The sequence below is a fragment of the Roseococcus sp. SDR genome, assembly GCF_019083995.1.
In the GTDB taxonomy this organism is placed as follows: domain Bacteria; phylum Pseudomonadota; class Alphaproteobacteria; order Acetobacterales; family Acetobacteraceae; genus Roseococcus.
The window spans coordinates 1-20,960 of record NZ_JAHRCU010000036.1 but is presented as its reverse complement, the minus strand read 5'-3'; the positions used below and the strand labels follow the sequence as shown (position 1 = coordinate 20,960).

Sequence of the window (20,960 nt, the reverse complement as noted above, 5' to 3'; positions counted from 1 at the left end):
CGCCCGGCGCCACCGCGCGGATGCAGGCGCCCTACCGCCCGATCGCCTGGTAGGCGGCCAAGGTCGCCATATCGAGCAGCTGGTTCACGCCGGCGCCGGTCGGCACGATCTGCGCGGGGCGGGAGAGGCCCATCAGCACGGGGCCGATGGTCGTGGCACTCGTCAGATGCGGCACGGCCTTGGTGAGGATGTGGGCCGCGTGCAGGCCGGGCATGACCAGCACATTGGCGGGGCCGGTCAGGCGGCAGAAGGGATAGAGGCTGGCGCGCAGGTTCTGGTCGAGCGCGACCTCGGCGCTCATCTCGCCATCATACTCGAAATCCACGCCCTGCTGATCGAGCAGCTTCACCGCATCGCGCAGGCTGCCGGGGATGCTGCCCTTGGGGTCGCCGAAGGTGGAGAAGGAGAGGAAGGCCACGCGCGGCGTGAGGCCGAGGCGCCGCGCCGTGGCCGCGCTGCGCGTCGCGATGGCGGCGAGTGTCGCGGCATCCGGGCGCTCATGGATCGCGGTGTCCGCCACCAGAACGGTGCCCGAGCGGCGGGCGATCATCATGGTCAGGCCGAACAGCACGCCCTCGGCGTCGAGCGCCATGCGGACACCTTCCAGCGCCACGGAATAGCTGCGCGTCTCGCCCGTCAGCAGCGCATCCGCGTCGCCCTGCGCCACCATGCAGGCGGCGAAGACGTTGCGGTCATTGTTCACGAGGCGGAGGCAGTCCCGGTAGAGGAAGCCGTCGCGCTGCTTGCGGGCATAGAGCCATTCCGCATAGCGCGTGTTGTCGGAGGAGACGCGGGCATTGTGGATCTCGATGCCCTCGGGCAGGCGCACGCCGAGCGAGGCGACGGTGGCGGTGATCCGCTCCTCACGGCCCACCAGCACGGGCGTACCGTAGCCGGCATTGCGGAAGGCGATGGCGGCGCGGATCACGCTCTCATCCTCGCCCTCGGCGAAGACGACGCGGCGCGGATTGGCGCGCACGCGCTCATGGATGGCTTCCAGCGCATTGGCGGCGGCATCCAGGCGGTTGGTGAGCTCGCGGGCGTAGCGGGCCGGGTCCACCAGCGGCTTGCGCGCGACGCCGGAGCGCACGGCGGCCTCGGCCACGGCCACAGGCACGCGGCTGATCAGGCGCGGGTCGAAGGCGTTGGGGATGATGTAGTCGGGGCCGAAAACGAGGCGCTTGCCGGCGCCGGAGCGGGCGACTTCCTCCGGCACGGCTTCCCGCGCCAGTTCGGCGAGCGAGCGGGCGGCGGCGATCTTCATCGCGTCGTTGATCGTGCTGGCGCGGACATCCAGCGCGCCGCGGAAGATGAAGGGGAAGCCCAGGACGTTGTTGACCTGGTTCGGATAGTCCGAGCGGCCGGTGGCGATGATGCAGTCGGGCCGCGCGGCGCGGGCTTCCTCGGGCGTGATCTCGGGGTCGGGGTTCGCCATGGCGAAGATGATGGGCTTCTCCGCCATGGCGCGGATCATGTCCTGCGTCAGCGCGCCCTTCACGGAGAGGCCGAAGAACACGTCCGCGCCGTCCAGCGCCTGGGCCAGGGTCCGCGCCGAGGTCTCGACCGCATGCGCCGATTTCCACTGGTTCATGCCCTCGGTGCGGCCGCGATAGAGCACGCCCTTGGTGTCGCACATGGTGATGTTCTCGGGCCGCATGCCCATGGCGCGCAGCAATTCGGCGCAGGCGATGGAGGCCGCACCCGCGCCGTTGATGACGAGCTTCGTGGTCGCGAGGTCACGCCCCGTCAGGTAGGCGGCGTTGATCAGGCCGGCGGCGGCGACGATGGCGGTGCCATGCTGGTCATCGTGGAAGACCGGGATGTCCATCATCTCGCGCAGGCGCTGCTCGATGACGAAGCATTCGGGGGCCTTGATGTCTTCCAGGTTGATGCCGCCGAAGCTCGGGCCCAGGAACTTCACGCAGTTCACGAACTCGTCGGCATCCTCGGTGTTGAGGCAGAGATCCATGCCGTCCACATCGGCGAAGCGCTTGAAGAGGGCGACCTTGCCCTCCATCACCGGCTTCGACGCCAGGGCGCCCAGATTGCCCAGGCCCAGCACGGCGGTGCCGTTGCTGATCACGGCCACGAAATTGCCCTTGCTGGTGTAGTCATAGGCCAGCGCCGGGTCGCGGTGGATGTGCAGGCAGGGCTCGGCCACGCCGGGCGAATAGGCCAGGCTGAGGTCGCGCGCGGTGACGAGCGGCTTGGTGAGGCGGGTTTCCAGCTTGCCGGGGCGGCCCTCGGCATGCATGGCCAGCGCCTCCTCGCCCGTCACCCGCGCGGTGCGCGTATCGGGGGTCGCGTCCTGGCGCTTGTCACTCATTCCTGTCGCTTCCTCATCCCGGGCATTGGAAGCTTCCTTTTTAGCCTGCGGCGGGGTGGAAGCGAAAGCCGCCCCTTCGCGGCACGTCCGGGCTCGGCTATTTCCGCTCCGTGTCGAATCCCCGTTCCGCCGATGGTGCGACGCCCGCGATGGCGCAATGGTTCGCGGCCAAGGCCACGGCCGGGGCCGCGCTCGTCTTCTTCCGGATGGGCGATTTCTACGAGCTCTTCCACGAGGATGCCGAAGCCGCGAGCGAGGCCTTGGGCATCGCGCTCACCCATCGCGGCGAGCATCAGGGGCGGCCGATCCCGATGTGCGGCGTGCCGGTGCACAGCCATGAGGCCTATCTGGCGCGGCTGATCCGTCGTGGATTTCGCGTCGCCATCTGCGAGCAGACCGAGACGCCGGAGGAGGCGAAGGCGAGGAAAGCCGCCACGCTGAACCGCGAGATCATTCGTGTCGTCACCCCCGGCACGGCGACGGAGGAGGCGCTGCTGGACGCGGCGCGGCCGGCCTGGCTGCTGGCCTTGGTGCCGGGGGGTGCGGCCTGGCTCGATGTCACCACCGGGCTGTTCCACACGCAGAAGGGGGCGGAGCCGGCGGCCCTCATCGCGCGGCTCGCCCCGGCCGAGATCCTGGCCGAGGAGTCGCTGGGCATCGAGGGTGCCATCCCCGCTTTGCCGCCGCGCGACGCGGAAGGGCGGCTGGCGGCGGCGCTGGGCGCGGGCTCGCTCGAGGGCTTCGGCCAGTTCAGCGCGGAGGAGGTGGCGGCCGCCGCCATGGCCGTCGAGTATGTGCGGGCGGTGAACAATGGCAGCCTGCCGCGGCTTTCGCCGCCGGTGCCGGAGGGCGCGCGCGGCGTGCTGCTGCTGGATGCGGCCACACGGCGCAGCCTCGATATCCTGGAGGGGCCGCGCGGCGCTTCGCTGCTGGCCGCCGTGGATCGCACGCTGACCGGGCCGGGCGCGCGGGAGCTGGCGGCGCGGCTCGCGGCGCCCCTGGATGACCTGCCCGCGATCCGCGCGCGGCATGACGCGGTGGCGGCCCTGCGGGAGGACAAGGCGCTGCGCGCGAAGCTGCGCGCGGCCTTGAAGGGCGCGCCCGACATGGCGCGCGCCCTGGCGCGGATCAGCCTGGAACGCTTCTCGCCCCGCGACCTCGGCGCCATCCGGGACGGGCTGCAGCGCGCGGCGCAGCTGGCCACCGCGCTGGAGGCCGCCACGCCGGCGCTGCTGGCCGAAGCCGTCACCCCGCTCGGCGCCGCCCCGGCCACGGCGGCCGAACTGGCCCGCGCGCTGGCGGCCGACCTGCCCGCGCGGCTGGATGATGGGGGCGTGGCGGCGCCCGGCTATGATGGCGAGCTGGATGCGCTGCGCCGCCTGCGGGATGATGCACGCGGCGCCATCGCGGCGATGCAGGTGGAACTGGCCCAGGCCTGGGGCATCGCGGCACTCAAGATCCGGCATCACCAGCAGCTGGGCTATCTGGCCGAGGTGCCGTCGGCCGCCGGCGAGAAGCTGCTGCGCGCGGCGCCCGCCACGGCCACGGGCGATCTGGCACCGATCCATCGGCAATCCATGGCGAATGCGCATCGCTTCACCTGCGCCGCGCTGGCGGCCCTCGACCGGCGGCTCTCGGAAGCGGGCGAGCAGGCGGCGCGGCGCGAGCGGCTGGTCATCGCCCATCTGCGCCGCTTGATCCTGGCCGATGCGGAAGCCATCGCCGCCGCCGCGCGGGAGATGGCCGCCCTCGACGTCCTGGCGGCGAGCGCGGAACTCGCCACCGAGGGCGCCTGGTGCCGGCCGGAACTGACCGAGCGGCCGGATTTCGCCATCGAGGCGGGGCGGCACCCGGTGGTGGAGGCGGCACTCCGCCGCGCCCGCGGGCCGGCCTTCGTGCCCAATGATTGCGACCTCTCGCCCGGGCGGCGGCTCTGCCTGCTGACGGGGCCGAACATGGCGGGCAAATCCACCTGGCTCAGGCAGAACGCGCTGATGGTGATCCTGGCGCAGGCGGGGCTCTTTCTGCCGGCGGCGGCGGCGCGGGTGGGGCTGGTGGATCGCCTCTTCAGCCGGGTGGGGGCGGCGGATGACCTGGCCGGCGGGCGCTCCACCTTCATGGTCGAGATGACGGAGACGGCGGCCATCCTCAACCAGGCCGGGCCGCGCAGCCTGGTCGTGCTGGACGAGGTGGGGCGCGGGACCGCGACCTGGGATGGGCTGGCCATCGCGACGGCGGTGCTCGAGGCGCTGCATGACCGCATCCGCTGCCGCACGCTCTTCGCGACCCATTTCCACGAGCTGACCGCGCTCTCGGAGAAGCTGCCCGAGCTGCGGCTGGCCGCCATGCAGGTGCGGGAGTGGCGGGGCGAGGTGGTGTTCCAGCATGCCGTAGCACCTGGGGCGGCCGAGAAGAGCTGGGGCGTGCATGTGGCGAAGCTGGCGGGCGTGCCCGCGCCGGTGCTGAAGCGTGCGGCCTCCGTGCTCGCGCAGCTCGAGGCCCGGGCGGCGGCGGGCGCCGACCCGCTGGCGCAGGAGATGCCGCTCTTCGCGCGCGCGCCGGTGGCCCCCGCGCATCCGGCGCTGGCGGCCCTCGCCGCGCTCGACATTGACACCCTGTCACCACGCGAGGCGCAGGACGCGCTTTACAACCTGAAGGCACTCGCGGAGGGCAAGGAAGCTCTGTAGTGTGACGGTCATGAGGACCGCGATGGCCGAAACGGCCGAGCAATGCTTGCAGGACCAGCTGCTTCCCGGCGGCGCGCCCATCGCGCGCGACCTGGCGCTGGGCCTGTTGCGGCGGGAGCTTGGCCGCATGCAGGGCCAGGTCCAGCGTGCCTTCGAATCACGCGAGATCCATGGGCTCTCCGCCGCACGGCGCCAGGGCCAGCACATGGACGCGATGATGCTGGTGATCCAGGATTACGCGGCGGCGATGGTGCCCAGCACGGTGGGCGCGCGCAGCGTGGACTACGCGCTGGTGGCGACCGGCGGCTATGGCCGCGGGGTTCTGGCGCCGCATTCCGACATCGACCTGCTCTTCCTGACGGATCGCGAGCCCGGGCCCCGCACGCGCCGCATGATCGAGTTCATGCTCTACCTGCTCTGGGATCTGGGGCTGAAGGTCGGGCATGCGACGCGAAGCCCCAAGGAATGCATCAGCGAGGGGCTCCGGGACGCCACCATCCTCACCGCTCTGGTGGATGCCCGCTTCCTGGCGGGTGACGCCGAGCTGTTTGCCGAGTTCCGGGCCGAGTTCGCCAAGCTGCGGGAGGAGGGGGGGCTGGCACCCTTCCTCGCCGCCAAGCGGACCGAGCGCGCCGCGCGCCATGCGCGCTATGGCGACAGCCCCTTCCTGGTCGAGCCGCATGTGAAGGAAGGCCGGGGCGGCCTGCGGGACCTCCAGACGCTCTACTGGCTCGCGCGCTACGCCTTCGGCGTCTCCCGCATGCCGGAGCTGGTGGGGCCCGACAGCCCGGGCGGCGGGCTGCTGACCGAGGGCGAGGCGCGGGCCGTGAAGCGCGCCTGGGACTTCCTCTGGACGCTGCGCTTTCACCTGCACTACGTCACCGGCCGCGCCGAGGAGCGCCTGACCTTCGACCTGCAGCCGGTGGTGGCCGCCCGCATGGGCTATACCCGCCACGGCACGCAGGACGGCGCCGAGCGGCTGATGAAGCACCTCTTCCTGACGGCGCGCGAGGTGGTCCGCCTCTCCCGCGTGCTGGAGCCCGCGATCGAGCGCGCGGCGCTGGGCCCGCCCGCGACCCGGCGCGGCGGCGATGAGGGGCTGGCGGAACTGGGCCTCGCCTTCGCGGATGGCAAGCTGGTGGCGGCCCCGCCCGATCGCGATTTCGGGCGCGAGCCCATCCTGATGCTGCGCATCGTCAAGGCGGCGCGGGATCGCTGCCTCGACATCCATCCGCTCGCCATCCGCGCGCTGATCCGCCATTCGCGGCGGGCCGACCGGCTGCGCGGCGATGCCGAGGCGAGTGCCATCTTCATCGACCTGCTGATGGGCAAGGACGCCGCCAAATGGCTGCGCCTCTTGAACGAGGCGGGCTTCCTCAGCCGCTTCGTGCCGGAATGGGCGCGCATCGTCGGGCTGATGCAGTTCGACACCTACCACGTGTTTACCGTGGATGAGCACACGATCGAGGCGATCGGCATCCTGAAGCAGGTGGAGCAGGGCGATCTGCACGAGATCGCCCCCGTTGCCACCGAGCTGATGGGGCAGCTGCAATCGCGCCGGGCGCTCTTCGTGGCGACGCTGCTGCACGATATCGCCAAGGGGCGCGGGGGCGATCACAGCGAGATCGGCGCGCGCCTCGCGCAGGAGATCTGCCCGCGCCTCGGCATGAGCGCGGAGGAGACGGAGACCGTCTCCTGGCTCGTGCTGCATCATCTGCTGGTGAGCCAGACCGCCTTCAAGCGGGATATCGAGGACCCCAAGACCATCCTCGACATCGCCGACCAGGTGCAGTCGCCCGAACGTCTGCGCCTGCTGCTGGTGCTGACGGTGGCCGACATGCGCGCGGTCGGGCCGCGCGTCTGGAATGCCTGGAAGGCGACGCTGCTGCGCGAGGTCTATTGGCGCGTGAGCGAGGTGCTGGCCGGCGGCATGACGGTGCCGGAACGTGACGTGCGCGTGGCCCGCGCGAAGGAGGCGGCGGCGGCCATGCTGATCGGCTTCTCCAAGGCCGAGACCGAGTTGTTCATGGGCCTGGGCTATCCCGGCTACTGGCTGTCCTTCGATGCCGAGACGCATGCGCGCCATGCCGGCATGATCCGCGAGGCGGAGGCCGAGCAGGCGCCGCTCACCGTGCGCACCCGCGTGCTGGCGGATCGCGGCGTGACGGAAGTCACCGTCTATTGCAGCGACCATCCGGGGCTGTTCAGCCGCATCTCGGGTGCCTTGGCCGTGGCCGGCGCTTCCATCGTGGATGCGCGCATCCACACGCTGACCAATGGCATGGCGCTCGACACCTTCTGGGTGCAGGACAGCGCGGGCGGGCTGTTCGACGCGCCGCATCGGCTCGCGCGGCTGGCCGTGCTGATCGAGCAGGCGCTGTCGGGCAGGCTCAAGCTCGCGGCCGAGATCCGCAAGGTGCGGCGGGAGCCGGCGCGCCTCGCGGCCGTGACGGTGCCGCCGCGCGTGGTGGTGGACAATTTCGCCTCCAATACGCACACGCTGATCGAGGTGAATGGCCGCGACCGGCCGGGCCTGCTGCATGACGTGACGGCCGCGATCAGCGAGCAGGGGCTGCAGATCGCCTCCGCGCATATCACCACCTATGGCGTGCGGGCGGTGGACGTCTTCTATGTGAAGGACGTCTTCGGGCTGAAGGTGGAGAATGAGCGCAAGCTCGGCCCGCTGCGCGCGGCGCTCCTGGAGGCGCTGACGCCGCCCGATGCGCCGGGGGGCGGGCCTTCGCCCTATCGCGAAGCGGCCGCGCCGAGCTGATGCTTCGCGGCCAAGGCCAGGGCGCTGCCCTGGACCCGCTGGGGCCGGGGCCCCAGACCCCATTTGTTGGATTGCAAAGGACTGGTCCTTTGCCGGGGTCCAAGGGGCAGAGCCCCTTGCCTTTGGCCTGATGTTCCGCGCCATCGCCACCGTCGGCGGCTGGACCATGGTGAGCCGCCTGCTCGGCTTCCTGCGCGACATGCTGATCGCAGCCAGGCTGGGCGCCGGCCCCATGGCCGATGCCTTCTTCGTGGCCCTCAAGCTGCCCAACCTGTTCCGCCGGCTCTTTGGCGAAGGGGCCTTCAACGCGGCCTTCGTGCCCGCCTTCGCGCAATTGCTGACGCAGCGCGGCCCGGCCGCGGCACAGGCGCTGGCCGAGCGCATGGCGACGCTGATGGTGCTGTGGCTCGCTTTGCTGACCGGGCTTGGGCTGATCTTCATGCCGCAATTCCTGGCGGTGCTGGCACCCGGCTTTGGCGACCGGCCGGAGGTCTTCGCGCTCGCCGTCGAGCTCACGCGCATCACCTTTCCCTATCTTCTGCTGATCTGCCTGACGGCGCTGGTGAGCGGCGTGCTGAATGCGCTGGGCAAGTTCGCGGCGGCCGCGGCGGCGCCGATCTTCTTCAACCTGCTCTCGATGATCGCGCTCTTCGCGCTTGCCCCCTTCGTGGCGACGCCCGCGCATGCGCTGGCCTGGGGTGTGACGCTCTCGGGCGTGGTGCAGCTCGGCTTCGTCTGGTGGGCCTGCGCGCGGGCGGGCATGGCGCTCAACCCGGTGCAGCGGCCCTCCATGGCGCCGGAGGTGCGGCAGGTGCTGCGGCGCATGGGGCCGGGGCTGGTGGGGGCGGGGGTGACGCAGCTCAACCTCGCGATCGACGTGATCATCGCCTCCTTCCTGCCGGCCGGTGCCGTATCCTTCCTCTATTATGCGGACCGGGTCGCGCAGCTGCCGCTGGGGGTCATCGGCGCGGCGGTGGCCACCGCGCTGCTGCCGCTGCTGGCCCGGCAGATCCATGCGGGGCAGCCGCTCTCGGCGCATCGCAGCCTGAACCGGGCGGTGGAGATCGCGCTGGTGCTGGCGGTGCCGGCGGCGGTGGCCTTGGCGGCGCTGGCGCTGCCCATCCTCAGCGCGCTGTTCCAGCGCGGCGCCTTCGGGCCGGCCGAGGCGCGGGCGACCTCCCAGGCGCTGATGGCCTATGCGCTGGGCCTGCCGGCCTTCGTGCTGGTGAAGGTCTTTGTCCCCGGCTTCTTCGCGCGGGGCGACACGGCGACGCCGGTGAAGATCGGCATTGGCTGCGTGGCGCTGAACCTTGCCCTGAACCTGGTGCTGATGGGGCCGCTGCAGCATGTGGGGGTCGCGCTCTCCACCACGCTCGCCGCCTGGGCCAATGCGGGGCTTTTGGCCTTCGTGCTGCACCGGCGCGGGCATTGGGTGGCGGACCGGCGGCTGCGGCGGACGGCGCCGCGGCTGCTGGGCGCGGCGCTGGCCATGGGGGCCGCGCTGCTGGCGCTGGCGGCCTGGCTGGCGCCGGGGGCGGGGCTTTCGGGCATGCTGTGGCTCGGCGTGATCTGCGGGCTGGGGGCGGGGGCCTATTTCGGGCTGGCGCAGCTCTCCGGCGGCCTGGATCTGCGGGAGATCCGGCGGCTGATTCGTCGCAAGACTTGACCGGCGCGCCCAGCCGCGCAAACCCTCTGGCCGTCATTCACACAGGTTTCGTTTCATGCAGCGCGTGTTTTCCGGCATCCAGCCTTCCGGCGTTCCCACCCTGGGCAATTATCTCGGCGCCATCCGCAATTGGGTGCCGATGCAGGACCAGCATGAGAGCCTCTTCTGCATCGTGGACCTGCACGCCATCACCGTCTTCCAGGAGCCGGCGCAGCTGCTGGCGCAGACGCGTGAGATGGCCGCCGCCCTGCTGGCCTGCGGCCTCAGCCCCGAGAAATGCATCCTCTTCGTGCAGAGCCATGTGCCGGCGCATGCCGAGCTCGGCTGGATCTTCAACTGCATCGCCCGCCTGGGCTGGCTGAACCGCATGACGCAGTTCAAGGACAAGGCCGGCAAGGACCGCGAGGCGGCGAGTGCGGGCCTTTATGTCTATCCGAACCTCATGGCCGCCGACATCCTGGCCTACAAGGCGACCAGCGTGCCGGTGGGCGATGACCAGCGCCAGCACCTGGAACTGGCCAACGACATCGCGGAGAAGTTCAACCACGATTACGGCGTGAAGCTGTTTCCGCGCATCGAGCCGCACATCATGGGTGTGGCCGCCCGCGTGATGAGCCTGCGCGATGGCACGAAGAAGATGTCGAAGTCCGACCCCTCGGACCAGTCGCGCATCAACCTCAATGACGACAATGACGCGATCGCGCTGAAGATCCGCCGTGCCAAGACGGATGCGGAGCCCATCCCGGGCCATATGCAGCAGCTGGAGGCCCGGCCCGAGGCGCGCAACCTGGTCGGCATCCTGGCCGCCATCACCGGCACGATGCCGGAGAACGTGCTGCGCGAGCATGAGGGCCAGGGCTTCGGGGCCTTCAAGGAGGTGCTGACCGAGGCGCTGGTGGCGCATCTGAGCCCCATCCGCACGGAGATGCTGCGCCTGCTGGAGGACACGGCCTCGCTCGACGCCGCGCTGCGGCGGGGGGCGGAGAAGGCCGAGGCCATCGCCAACCCGATCCTCGCCGAGGTGAAGCAGGCGATGGGTTTCCTGCCACGGCGATAGGCGATGGCGCTGCTCCCCGGCGATCCGGTGCCCAACTGGATCGCGCCCTCCGACGGCAATCCGCGCTACAGCCTGCAGGCGACGGGCGGGCGGTGGCTGCTTCTGGGGGTGCTGGGGAGCGCCGCCTCGCCCGAGGCCGCGGCCGCGCTGCGCGATTTCGCCGCCGGCGCGCTCCCGGTGCTGGACGCGCATCAGCGCGCGGCGCTGCTGATCAGCGCCGATGCGGAAGATCGCGCCGCCGCGCGGGTGCCGCAGCATATCCCGCACTACCGCGCGATCTGGGACCAGACGGGTGCGGTGACGGCGGCGCTGGACGGGCCCGGCTGGCTTCTGCTGGACCCGACGCAGCGGCTCTTCGCGCGCTGGCCGCTGACGGAGACGGCGGCGATGCTCGCGCTGCTGGCCCGCCTGCCGCCGCCCGCGCTGCATGCGGGCGTGGCGGCGCCAGCCCCCGCGCTGATCGTGCCGCGCCTCTTCGAGCCGGAGCTGTGCCGCGAACTCATCGCGCGATACCGCGCGGCGGGCGGCGAGGCCTCGGGCTTCATGCGGGAGGTGGGCGGCCGCACCGTCGGCGTGCATGACCCGGGCTTCAAGGTGCGGCGCGACCATCTGATCGAGGATGAGCAGATGCAGGCCACGCTGCGCGCCCGGCTTTCGCGCCGCCTGGTGCCGGAGATCCAGAAGGCCTTCCAGTTCCGCGTCACACGGCTCGAGCGCTATCTCGTCGCCTGCTATCGCGCCGATGAGGGCGGGCATTTCGCGGCGCATCGCGACAACACGACGAAGGGCACGGCGCATCGCCGCTTCGCCGTCACGATCAACCTCAACGCCGAGGAATTCGAGGGCGGAGACCTGACCTTCCCCGAATTCGGCCGCACCGCCTATCGCGCGCCGACGGGCGGTGCGGTCGTGTTCTCCTGCTCGCTGCTGCACCAGGCGCTGCCGGTGACGAAGGGCGAGCGCTTCGCCTTCCTGCCCTTCCTCTACGACGATGCGGCGGCGAAGATCCGCGAGGAGAACCTGAAGTTCCTGGGCGCCGCGCCCTCAGCCGGCGGCTGATGCGCCGCTGAGCCAGGCGCCGGCGATGGTGCCGGCGAAGCGGCTGTGGCAGGCCTCGCCCGCGAAGCGGAGGCGCCCTTCGCCGAGCGGCGTGGCGAGCAGGGCGCGGGAGGCGTGATGGCCGGGCCGCGCATGGGTGTAGCTGCCGCGGAAGAGCGGGTTCTCGCCCCAGTCGGTGACGAGTCCTTCGCCGAGCGTGGCGGCGGCGCGCGGGCCGAACATGGCGGCGAGATCGGCGCGGGCGGCGGCCTCGGTGGCGGCGGGGCCCTGGCGGGAGAGGTCCCAGGCGCGGGCGCCGCCGACGAAGCCGAAGATGTGATCCGCGCCGAAGGGCCAGAAGACCCAGCTCATCGGCGGTTCCGCGCCGGGCGTGACCGCGCGGCGGGCGGAGTGGAAGGGCGCGATGCCCAGGCGGTCGGCGCCCTTCGCGCGGAAGGCGATCTTGGTCAGCAGCCCCATGGGCAGGCCGGCGATGGCCGCGCGTGTCGCCGCGGGCAGTTCGGGCGTGAAGGCGATGGCGCCCGCGGCCAGCACGCCATTCGAGACGGTGACGATGGCACGGCCGGCGCGGAGCTCGCCCCAACTCCCGCGCGCCACGACGCCGGGACCGGACCAGTCGAGATGGGTGACGGCGTGGTTCAGCCGGATGGGCAGGCCTTCCGCGAGACGCGCGACGAGGCCGCCCACGCCCTCGCGCGGGAGCAGGTTCGGGCCGTCGAGATCGGTCTTCACATAGTCTTCCAGCGAGATGCCGGTGAGTTCCATCGCGTTGATCTGCGAGCCCAGCCAATGCGCGATGGTGGCATCCCAGGGGCCGGCTTGCGGCGCCGCCTCCATCACGCTGCGATCGGGCGTGAGGGGGGCGGCTTCCAGCGCCTCCTCGAAGGCGCGATGGGCGCGCCAGTAGTCGCTGAACTCGGCGCGCGTGGCGAAGCGGTCACCCAGATGCAGATGGCGCTCGCGCACCGTGTCGTGGTCCAGGTGGTCGCCGATGAAGGCGGTGAGCGGGTTGTCATGCGCCTGGTGCAGCCAGGTGGCGCCGAGGTCGAGCGGCGCGCCCAGGGCTTGCGTCGTGAAGGCGCGGCCGCCGACGCGGGCACCCGCCTCCAGCACCACGCAGCTCTGGCTCCTGGCGATCAGCGCGCGGGCGGCGGCGATGCCGGCGCAACCGGCGCCGATGATGAGGACGTCTGGATCAAGGCCGTGCATGGCGGCATCATAGGGCAAAGCCGCGCGTGCGGCTGCCCGAAGGAATGCGCCCATGCTGCAAGCCCCACCCGCCGAACCCGGCATGCGCGAGGAGGAGGTGGACACCCCCGCGCTGCTGATCGACCTCGATGCCTTCGAGCACAATCTCGACACCATGGCGGCGTTCCTGGCGCCGACGGGGGCGAAGCTGCGCGCGCATGCGAAGACGCATAAATCGCCGGTCGTGGCCAAGCTGCAGATGGCGCGCGGCGCCATCGGGCAATGCGTGCAGAAGGTGGGCGAGGCGGAAATCCTCGCCTGGGGCGGCATCCCGGACATCATGGTGACGAACCAGGTGGTGGGCGCGCGCAAGCTGAACCGGCTGGTGGCACTCGCCCGCATCGCGCAGGTCTCGGTCTGCGTGGATGATCCGGCGCAGGTGGCGGCGATCGAGGAAGCCGCGGAAGCCGCGGGCGTGCGCATCCCGGTGCTGGTGGAAATTGATGTGGGCGGGGCGCGCTGTGGCGTGCAGGCCGGCCCGCCGGCGGTGGCGCTGGCGGAGGTGATCGCGGCGTCCAGGCATCTGAACTTCGGCGGCATCCAGGCCTATCACGGCAGCGCGCAGCATATCCGCGAGCCGGAGCGCCGCGCGGCGGCGATCGCGGGCGCCGTCGAGGCCTCGCGCCGCACGGTGGAGCAGCTGCGCCAGCGTGGGCTCGCCTGCCCCGTGGTCGGCGGTGCGGGCAGCGGCAGCTTCCAGCATGAGGTGGCGAGCGGCGTCTATACCGAGATCCAGGCCGGCTCCTACGCCTTCATGGATGCGGATTACGCGCGCAACATCGAGGCGCCGCCCTTCCGGCATGCGCTCTTCGTGCTGGCGACGGTAATGAGTGCCGCCACGCCGCACATCGCGGTGGTGGATGCGGGCCACAAGGCGGTGCCGACCGACAGCGGCTATCCGGTGATCGCCGGGCGGCCGGGCGTGAACTATGTCGGCGCTTCGGATGAGCATGGGAAGCTGACGGTGGAGGACCCGGCGCTGCGGCCGCGCCTGGGCGAGAAGCTGCGGCTGATCCCGGGGCATTGCGACCCGACGGTGGATCGCTACGACTGGTATGTGGGCGTGCGGCGCGGCCGGGTGGAATGCCTCTGGCCGGTCGCGGCGCGGGGTGCGATGGCCTGATGCCGGTACCGCCTCCTTTCGGCGTGGGCCGCATCGCTGCGCAGGACCGCATCGACCAGTGGATCGCGGCCGTGGCGCCCGGCCGCAGCTTCGTGGATATCGGCGGCATCGGCGAACAATCGGGCAATGAGCGCTGCAGCTGGGCACGGCGCTGCGGCGCGGGCGAAGTGGTGATGGCCGATATCCTGCCGGAGACGCATGCGCTGTGGCGACATTTCCGGCGCGAGACGGAGACGCACGGCGTGCGGGACATCGCGATGCGGCCGGGGCTGGACATCGATGCGGTGGATTTCCCGCAGGCGCTGGGGCGGCATGACATCGTGCACGCGACGGGGCTGCTCTATCACTGCCCGCATCCGGTCCATAGCCTCCTGAATCTGCGCCGCGTGGTGGGCGAATACCTCATCACCAATACGGTCGTGATTCCGGATGTGGTGGAGAATGCGGAGGGGCGCGTGGCCTTCCCGGCTTCGTCCGCGCTGTTCCTGCCGGCGCTGCGCGGGCGCGAGCGGGCGGTGCTGCGGCGGTATTACCTGGACCGCTTCCAGCTCGAGCTCGACCAGCACGCGCCGATGACGGGTGGCGGCATGATGCCCTATCTGGAGCGCGGCGCGCCGAGCCCCTGGCCCTATTGGTGGTTCTTCACGAAAACCGCCTTCGAGCGCGCGCTGGAACTGCTGGAGATGCGCATCCTCGACCGCCACACCTGGCAGGACCACGCGCATTTCGTCTTCCTGCGGCGGAAATAGCGATGCGTGCGCGCCGCTGGCTCCGGCCGCTGGCGCTGATGGTGGCGCTGCCGCTGGCGGTGCTGGAGGTGACGCTCTGGGCTTGGCTCACGTCGCTTGGCCGCCTGCTGGGGCGGCTGCCGCTCTTCGCCTGGCTGGAGCGTCTCGTGGCGCGCATGAGCCCGAATGCCGTGGTCGTCGTCTTCGTGCTGCCCTTCATTCCTGCCATTCCTCTGCTGAAGTTCGGTGAGCTCTGGCTGCTGCGCGAGGGACATTTCATCTGGGCGGCTGTGGTGATCCTGGGCGCCAAGGTGGTGGGGGCGGCCTTCTCCACGCGCGTCTTCGCCATCGCCAAGCCGAAGATGATGCAGGTGGCCTGGTTCGCGCGCGGCTATGCGCTGGTGACGGGGCTGGTGGAGATGGGGCATCGCGCGCTGGAGGCGCTGCCGGGCTGGGTGGCGGCGCGCGAGGCGGTGCATGCGGGGATGGCCGCGCTGCGCGCGCGGATGAAGCGGGCGCGCGGGCCGCTCATGCGCCGGCTGGCGGCGGCGCGGCGGTGGTGGCGCGGGAAGTGGGGGTAGCCAGACGCTGCCCAGAGAATCCGGCCGCACAGCGGACGGCGCCGCCCAACCGCACGCATGGCCCGGCGCACCCGTGGCGCGGCGAAGCCAAGCGCGCGGAGCGCGCGCCCGGCGCTTGAGGGCAGCCAAGACCCCGCCAGGCGCTTGAGCGCGAAAAAACTACTCCGCGGCGGCGAGGGCCGCGCGGCGCGCCTTGCGCATCTCCTGCCAGAGCGCGCTGGCCACCGCGAGGCCGAGGCAGGAGGCGGCGGCGACGAAGACGAAGTCGGGCTGGCCGTTGTCCAGCAGCCAGCCGCAGGCGATGGGGCCGACCATGCCGCCGATGTTGAAGCCCGTGCTGACCACGCCGAAGACCGCACCCGCCTGGCCCGGCGGGGCGGCGGCACGCACCAGCATGTCGCGCGAGGGCATGATCATGCCCGAGAGGAAGCCCGAGACGCCCATCACCAGCATCAGCGGCACGGGCGCCCAGGCGATGAGGCCGGCGACGAGGAAGAGCATGGCGGCACAGCCGAGGCCGGCGGCGGCGACGAGGCCATGGCGCTTCGTGCGGTCCGCCACATGGCCGCCGACGAGGACGCCGATGGCGCTCATCGCGAGCCAGGCGGTGAGCGCGATATTGCCCGCGGTGAGCGAGGTGCCGTGCGCCGCATTCCACGCCGAGACGGCGAAGCCCTGGATGCTGGAGTTCGACAGTGCCAGCACGATGAAGAAGCCGAGCAGCGTGAGCACGGCGGGGCTGAGCACGCGCGGCGCGCCGGCGGCGGGTTTCGGCCGGGCGGGCTGGATGCGTTCGGAGAGTGCCTCGCGCAGCAGGGGCAGGGCGGCCAGCGGGCCGAGCAGGCCGGCCAGGATGAGCGCGAAGCTGACGCCGCCGAGGCTGGCGGCACCCAGCATCAGGGCAGGGGCGACGGCGCTGCCCGCATAGCCCGCGAAGGTGTGGAAGGAGAAGGCGCGGCCGACATGCGCCTCGCCGATCGAGGAGCCGAGGATGGCGTAGTCGGCCGGGTGATAGACGGCGTTGGCGAGGCCGGCCATGGCCATGGCTGTCAGCAGCCAGGCATAGGTGCCGCCGAGGGCGGCGAGCGCAAAGGCCGCGCCGCCCAGCAGCAGCCCGGCGACCAGCGCGCGGCGCGGGCCCACGCGATCCACCAGGAAGCCCATGGGCGCCTGGGTGAGGGCGGAGACGATGTTGAAAACCGTCAGCGCGAAGCCGAGCTCAAGGAAGGAGATGCCCATGCCGTCGCGCAGCAGGGGGAAGAGCGGGGGCAGGACGAGGATATGGACGTGGCTGACGAAATGCGCGCCGGAGACGGAGGCGAGGATGCGGCGTTCCTCGCCGGTGAAGGCGGTGGTCATGTCAGCTCCGATCGTGCGCGGCGCGCAGTGTCGCGGGCGTGAATCGGCGCGGAACCATCAATGCGCTTCGGCCCAGGAGGCGCCGTGGCCGACTTCCACCAGCAGCGGTACGCGGAGTTCCGCCACACCTTCCATCACGCGGCGGAGGATGGCGCCGGCCGCTTCGATCTCGGCCTCGGGCACTTCCAGCACCAGCTCGTCATGCACCTGCAGCAGCATGCGGGATTTGAGGCCGGCGTCGCGCAGCGCCATGGGCACGCGCACCATGGCGCGCTTGATGATCTCGGCGGCACCGCCCTGGAAGGGGGCGTTGATCGCCTGGCGTTCGGCGCCCGCGCGCAGCATCGCGTCCTTCGCCTTGATGTTCTGGATCCAGAGGCGGCGTCCGAAGGGGGAGAGGACATAGCCGTTGGTGCGCGCCTCCTCCTTCAGCCGTTCCATTTCGGCGCGGATGCCGGGGTATTGCGCGAAATAGGCGTCAATGATGCCGCGCGCCTCGCCAGCGGGGATGCCCAGCCGCGCGCCGAGGCCGAAGGCGCTCATGCCGTAGATGATGCCGAAATTGATGGTCTTGGCGCGGCGGCGGGCTTCCTTGTCCACGGCGCCCGGTTCGAGGTGGAAGATTTCCGCGGCGGTGCGGCTGTGGATGTCCTCGCCCTTGGCGAAGGCCTCGCGCAGCGTCGGCACCTCGGCCAGGTGGGCCAGTAGGCGGAGTTCGATCTGGCTGTAGTCGGCACTCATCAGCACATGGCCGGGTTCGGCCACGAAGGCGCGGCGGATGCGCATGCCTTCCTCGGTGCGGATGGGGATGTTCTGCAGATTGGGCTCGGTGGAAGACAGGCGGCCGGTGCTGGTCACCGCCATGGCGTAGTCGGTGTGCACGCGGCCATCGGGCGCGATCTGCGCGGCGAGGCCCTCGACATAGGTGGATTTCAGCTTGGCGAGCTGGCGCCATTCCAGCACCACGCGCGGCAGTTCCGCGCCCTGCGCGGCCAAATCCTCCAGCACGGCGGCGTCCGTCGAATAGGCACCGGTCTTGCCCTTCTTGCCGCCCTTCAGCCCCATCTCGTCGAAGAGGATCTCGCCCAGCTGCTTGGGGCTGCCGACATTGAAGGCGCGGCCGGCGAGGCGGTGGCACTCGGCTTCCAGCACCACCAGGCGCTCGGCGAAATCCTGGCCGATGCGGGCGAGTTCCGCGCCGTCCACCTTCACGCCCGCCTGCTCCATGCCGGCGAGCACGTTGATCATGCGCCGCTCCACCTGCTCGTAGAGGGCGAGCGCGCGTTCGGGGCGCAGGCGGGGGCGGAGGTGGTGCCAGAGGCGGAGCGTGACGTCGGCATCCTCGGCGGCGTAGGCCGTGGCGCGGTCGAGGGGCACATGCGCGAAGCTGATGCGTGCCTTGCCGGTGCCGGTCACCTCATCGAAGGAGATGGGCTTGTGGCCGAGATGGAGCTGCGAGAGCTCATCCATGCCATGGCCATGCGCGCCCGCTTCCAGCGCGCAGGAGATGAGCATGGTGTCGTCCACGGGCGTGACGCTGATGCCGCCGTGACCGTCGCCGTTCTGGGGCTGGGCCAGCACCTCCAGGTCGTATTTCGCGTTGTGCAGCACCTTGAGCACGCTGGGGTCTTCCAGCAGCGGGCGGAGGGTAGCCAACGCTTCCTCGAAGGGGATCTGCGGCGGCGTTTCGGTGAGCATGTCCGCGCCGGCATGGCGGAGCGGCACGTAGCAGGCGCGGCCGGGGGCCACGGCGAGGCAGATGCCCACCAGGCGCGCGGCGAGCGCGTCGAGGCTGTCCGTCTCGGTGTCGAGGGCGATGATTCCGGCTTCGCGCGCCTCGGCGATCCAGCCTTGCAGCGTGGCGAGGTCGGTCACGCATTCGTAAGGGCCGAAGGCGGCGGCGCTGGGCTCGGGCGCCGCGGTGCTTTCCACCGGGCGCGCGCGTTGCGGCGCGCCGCCATCGCCCAGGCCCAGGCGCGCGGCGAGGGAGCGGAAATTGTTCTCGGCCAGGAAGGCGCCGAGACGCGCGGGTTCGGGCGCCTTGGCGCGCAGCGCCTCGATGGGGCAGGGGAGCGGCGCATTGTCGTCCAGGCTGACGAGGCGGAGCGAGATGCGCGCCATCTCGGCATGCGTCTGCAGCAATTCGCGCCGCTTGGGCTGCTTGATCTCGCCCGCGCGAGCCAGGAGGGTTTCGAGGTCGCCATACTCGGCGAGCAGCGTGGCGGCCGTCTTCACGCCGATGCCGGGGACGCCCGGGACATTGTCCGTCGCATCGCCGGCCAGCGCCTGGACTTCGGCGACCTTGTTGGGGGGCACGCCGAATTTCTCGAGCACTTCCGGCTCGCGGATCGGCTTCTGCTTGATCGGGTCCAGCATGATCACGCGCTCGCGGATCAGCTGCATGAGGTCCTTGTCGGAGGAGACGATGGTGACGCGGCCGCCTTCCGCCTCGAAGGCCTTGGCATAGGTGGCGATGAGGTCATCGGCCTCGAAGCCCGGCAGCTCGACCTTGGCGACGCCGAAGGCCTCGGTCGCCTCGCGGATCAGGGCGAATTGCGGGACGAGTTCCTCGGGCGGTTCGGGGCGGTGCGCCTTGTATTGCGGGTAGATGTCGTTGCGGAAGGTGGTGCGCGCGGTGTCGAAGACGACGGCGATATGCGTGGACACATTCTGGCTGAGGAAGCGCTCCAGGATCTGCGCGAAGCCGAAGACGGCGTTCACCGGCGTGCCGTCCGGGCGCGTCATCGGCGGCAGGGCGTGGAAGGCGCGGAAAATGTAGCCGCTGCCGTCGATCAGGATCAGGTGGGGGTCGCTTCCCCCGGCCAGGTCAGTGGTGGCCGTCATCGCCCGCACCATCCTTCAGGCGATAGGTGCGCGAGCAATAGGGGCAGGTGACCTCGTGATGCTCGATCCGCATCCAGATGAGCGGATGGCCGAGCGCGCCCTTGCCGCCGTCGCAGGACACGGAGCGGGTGTCCACCAGGGTCACGTCCTCGGGCGTCACGCCCTCGACGGGGTGGGGGGCATAGCCGGTCATCTGCGGGTCGCGCATCAGCGTGTTCATCCTTGGCCGCGTGGTCAGGCATGAGCATAAACCGCTGGCCAGGGATGGGCCAGCGGGCCATATCCGACGGGCATGAAACTGCTGGCTGCCCTGTTCCTCGCGCTGCTCACCATCGGCGCCTGCGCGCCCGTGGTGGTGCCCGCGGGGCCGCCGGTGCGCGAGGCGGGGATCGAGCCCTTCGTGGCGCCGCCCCTGCCCTGGGTGCCGGTGCCCGCCTGGGCCTTCGCGCCCTCACCCCCCCCGCCCGAGCCCTCCGGGCCGCGGCCGGAATCCTTCCTGGTGATGCCGGATGGCGCGCGGCTGCCGCTGCGCGTCTGGCGACCGGAAGGCGCGCCGCGATTCGTGGTGCTGGCGATCCATGGCCTCGCGGATCACGGCGGCAACATGCTGCTGGAGGGCGGGCCGATGCTCGCGGCCGGGGGCGCCCTGGTCTACGCCTATGACCAGCGGGGCTTCGGCTGGACCAGCCCGCGCGGCTATTGGGCCGGCGCCGAGACCATGGTGAGCGATGCCAATACCGCGCTCGACCTGATCCGCGCGCGGCATCCGGGCGTGCCCATCTTCCTGCTGGGCGAGAGCATGGGCGGTGCGGTGGTGCTGGCGATGCGGCGGACCGATGTGGCGGGGATCATCCTTTCCTCGCCGGCGTTGTGGGGGCGCGCCTATATGCCCAGCCTGCTGCGCGGGCTGCTCTGGACGGCGGGGCATGTGCTGGGGCCGGTCGCGCTGCCGCCGAGTGCCCCCAACATCTCGGCCAGCGACAATCGCGAGGCGCTGCTGCGCTTCGGGCGCGATCCGCTGACGCTGCGCGATGTGCGCTTCGACATGGTGAAGGGCCTGGTGGACCTGATGGACCAGGCCGTCGCGGCACTCCCCGATTGCTGCCGCACGGTGCCGACGCTGGTGATGGTGGGCGGGAATGACCAGGTGGTGCCCACACCCATCGCGCGGCGCGCGCTGCGGGATGCAGGGGTGCCGCGCGTGGCGCTGTATCGGGAGGGCTGGCACCTGCTGCTGCGCGATGGCGTGCGCGAGCAGGTGGCGCGCGATGTGCTGGCGTTTCTGAACCATCCGGACCGGCCGACCCCGCGTGAGGCGGATGGCGCGGCCTGGATCGCACGGACGCCGCCGTAAAAGGAGGCCTCCGGCGGCTGGGGCCTCAGGCCTTGTTCAGACCGGACACATCCCTGACGGATGTTCGGAGAGATGGTTGACGCTTTTGGGCGTGGTTTCTCGGGAGAGAGGCGATGCCCTGGAAGGCGTTATCAGTGCTGGACCATCGTCGAGAG

Annotated in this window: 14 protein-coding genes; 9 read left to right on the top strand and 5 right to left on the bottom strand. The window is 71.1% G+C overall.

Translation table 11 applies throughout. From position 1 onward, the window contains the following. Nucleotides 1-31: 31 nt before the first annotated feature. Nucleotides 32-2,326, bottom strand: a complete 2,295-nt coding sequence (locus KTR66_RS23580) for an NADP-dependent malic enzyme (RefSeq protein ID WP_213617102.1) — start codon at nt 2,324-2,326, stop codon at nt 32-34. A 149-nt stretch (nt 2,327-2,475) separates the two neighbouring features. Here KTR66_RS23580 and mutS point away from each other — a divergent pair, with 149 nt between their 5' ends. The 5 genes from mutS to KTR66_RS23555 all read left to right on the top strand — a co-directional run bounded on the left by mutS (nt 2,476) and on the right by KTR66_RS23555 (nt 11,568). Next, nucleotides 2,476-5,013 carry a DNA mismatch repair protein MutS gene (gene mutS / locus KTR66_RS23575; RefSeq protein ID WP_213617116.1) on the top strand — a complete coding sequence of 846 codons (2,538 nt, stop codon included), beginning with the start codon at nt 2,476-2,478 and terminating at the stop codon, nt 5,011-5,013. A 22-nt stretch (nt 5,014-5,035) separates the two neighbouring features. After that, entirely contained in the window at nt 5,036-7,786 is a 2,751-nt protein-coding gene (locus KTR66_RS23570) for a [protein-PII] uridylyltransferase (protein WP_249732398.1), read from the top strand. A 130-nt stretch (nt 7,787-7,916) separates the two neighbouring features. Beyond that, nucleotides 7,917-9,452 carry a murein biosynthesis integral membrane protein MurJ gene (gene murJ, locus KTR66_RS23565; RefSeq protein ID WP_213617099.1) on the top strand — a complete coding sequence of 512 codons (1,536 nt, stop codon included), beginning with the start codon at nt 7,917-7,919 and terminating at the stop codon, nt 9,450-9,452. A gap of 55 nt (nt 9,453-9,507) precedes the next feature. Then, nucleotides 9,508-10,509, top strand: a complete 1,002-nt coding sequence (trpS, locus tag KTR66_RS23560; protein WP_213617097.1) for a tryptophan--tRNA ligase — start codon at nt 9,508-9,510, stop codon at nt 10,507-10,509. A gap of 3 nt (nt 10,510-10,512) precedes the next feature. Continuing rightward, nucleotides 10,513-11,568: a 2OG-Fe(II) oxygenase gene (locus tag KTR66_RS23555; RefSeq protein ID WP_213617094.1), complete on the top strand. Its 1,056-nt coding sequence runs from the start codon at nt 10,513-10,515 to the stop codon at nt 11,566-11,568. On the opposite strand, the gene KTR66_RS23550 is transcribed toward KTR66_RS23555, so the two are convergent. After that, nucleotides 11,554-12,777 (bottom strand): NAD(P)/FAD-dependent oxidoreductase, encoded by a 1,224-nt coding sequence (locus tag KTR66_RS23550; protein WP_213617092.1) that lies wholly within the window; start codon nt 12,775-12,777, stop codon nt 11,554-11,556. The genes KTR66_RS23555 and KTR66_RS23550 overlap by 15 nt on opposite strands. Before the next feature lie 52 nt (nt 12,778-12,829). Here KTR66_RS23550 and KTR66_RS23545 point away from each other — a divergent pair, with 52 nt between their 5' ends. The 3 genes from KTR66_RS23545 to KTR66_RS23535 are packed head-to-tail and all read left to right on the top strand — an operon-like array spanning nt 12,830 to nt 15,248. Beyond that, complete coding sequence (locus KTR66_RS23545; RefSeq protein WP_213617090.1) at nt 12,830-13,939, top strand: DSD1 family PLP-dependent enzyme; 1,110 nt, start codon at nt 12,830-12,832, stop codon at nt 13,937-13,939. Further along, nucleotides 13,939-14,688 carry a hypothetical protein gene (locus KTR66_RS23540; RefSeq protein ID WP_213617088.1) on the top strand — a complete coding sequence of 250 codons (750 nt, stop codon included), beginning with the start codon at nt 13,939-13,941 and terminating at the stop codon, nt 14,686-14,688. The genes KTR66_RS23545 and KTR66_RS23540 overlap by 1 nt, the downstream gene beginning before the upstream one ends. A gap of 2 nt (nt 14,689-14,690) precedes the next feature. After that, nucleotides 14,691-15,248 (top strand): hypothetical protein, encoded by a 558-nt coding sequence (locus KTR66_RS23535; RefSeq protein WP_213617086.1) that lies wholly within the window; start codon nt 14,691-14,693, stop codon nt 15,246-15,248. Nucleotides 15,249-15,407: 159 nt separating this feature from the next. On the opposite strand, the gene KTR66_RS23530 is transcribed toward KTR66_RS23535, so the two are convergent. The 3 genes from KTR66_RS23530 to KTR66_RS23520 are packed head-to-tail and all read right to left on the bottom strand — an operon-like array spanning nt 15,408 to nt 19,659. After that, on the bottom strand, nt 15,408-16,607 hold the full coding sequence (locus KTR66_RS23530) for an MFS transporter (RefSeq protein ID WP_213617084.1): 1,200 nt from the start codon (nt 16,605-16,607) through the stop codon (nt 15,408-15,410). A 57-nt stretch (nt 16,608-16,664) separates the two neighbouring features. After that, on the bottom strand, nt 16,665-19,451 hold the full coding sequence (polA, locus tag KTR66_RS23525; protein ID WP_249732397.1) for a DNA polymerase I: 2,787 nt from the start codon (nt 19,449-19,451) through the stop codon (nt 16,665-16,667). Next, on the bottom strand, nt 19,435-19,659 hold the full coding sequence (locus tag KTR66_RS23520) for a zinc-finger domain-containing protein (protein ID WP_213617080.1): 225 nt from the start codon (nt 19,657-19,659) through the stop codon (nt 19,435-19,437). Before KTR66_RS23520 ends, polA begins: the two co-directional genes overlap by 17 nt. Before the next feature lie 84 nt (nt 19,660-19,743). Here KTR66_RS23520 and KTR66_RS23515 point away from each other — a divergent pair, with 84 nt between their 5' ends. Continuing rightward, nucleotides 19,744-20,805, top strand: a complete 1,062-nt coding sequence (locus KTR66_RS23515) for an alpha/beta fold hydrolase (protein WP_213617078.1) — start codon at nt 19,744-19,746, stop codon at nt 20,803-20,805. Nucleotides 20,806-20,960 lie beyond the last annotated feature (155 nt).

Coding starts and splice junctions, on each gene's coding strand:
- trpS (WP_213617097.1), top strand. CDS start 9,508: ATGCAGCGCGTGTTTTCCGGCATCCAGCCTTCCGGCGTTCCCACCCTG.
- KTR66_RS23515 (WP_213617078.1), top strand. CDS start 19,744: ATGAAACTGCTGGCTGCCCTGTTCCTCGCGCTGCTCACCATCGGCGCC.
- polA (WP_249732397.1), bottom strand. CDS start 19,451: ATGACGGCCACCACTGACCTGGCCGGGGGAAGCGACCCCCACCTGATC.
- KTR66_RS23550 (WP_213617092.1), bottom strand. CDS start 12,777: ATGCACGGCCTTGATCCAGACGTCCTCATCATCGGCGCCGGTTGCGCC.
- KTR66_RS23535 (WP_213617086.1), top strand. CDS start 14,691: ATGCGTGCGCGCCGCTGGCTCCGGCCGCTGGCGCTGATGGTGGCGCTG.
- KTR66_RS23580 (WP_213617102.1), bottom strand. CDS start 2,326: ATGAGTGACAAGCGCCAGGACGCGACCCCCGATACGCGCACCGCGCGG.
- mutS (WP_213617116.1), top strand. CDS start 2,476: ATGGCGCAATGGTTCGCGGCCAAGGCCACGGCCGGGGCCGCGCTCGTC.
- KTR66_RS23520 (WP_213617080.1), bottom strand. CDS start 19,659: ATGCGCGACCCGCAGATGACCGGCTATGCCCCCCACCCCGTCGAGGGC.
- KTR66_RS23540 (WP_213617088.1), top strand. CDS start 13,939: ATGCCGGTACCGCCTCCTTTCGGCGTGGGCCGCATCGCTGCGCAGGAC.
- KTR66_RS23570 (WP_249732398.1), top strand. CDS start 5,036: ATGGCCGAAACGGCCGAGCAATGCTTGCAGGACCAGCTGCTTCCCGGC.
- KTR66_RS23530 (WP_213617084.1), bottom strand. CDS start 16,607: ATGACCACCGCCTTCACCGGCGAGGAACGCCGCATCCTCGCCTCCGTC.
- KTR66_RS23555 (WP_213617094.1), top strand. CDS start 10,513: ATGGCGCTGCTCCCCGGCGATCCGGTGCCCAACTGGATCGCGCCCTCC.
- murJ (WP_213617099.1), top strand. CDS start 7,917: ATGTTCCGCGCCATCGCCACCGTCGGCGGCTGGACCATGGTGAGCCGC.
- KTR66_RS23545 (WP_213617090.1), top strand. CDS start 12,830: ATGCTGCAAGCCCCACCCGCCGAACCCGGCATGCGCGAGGAGGAGGTG.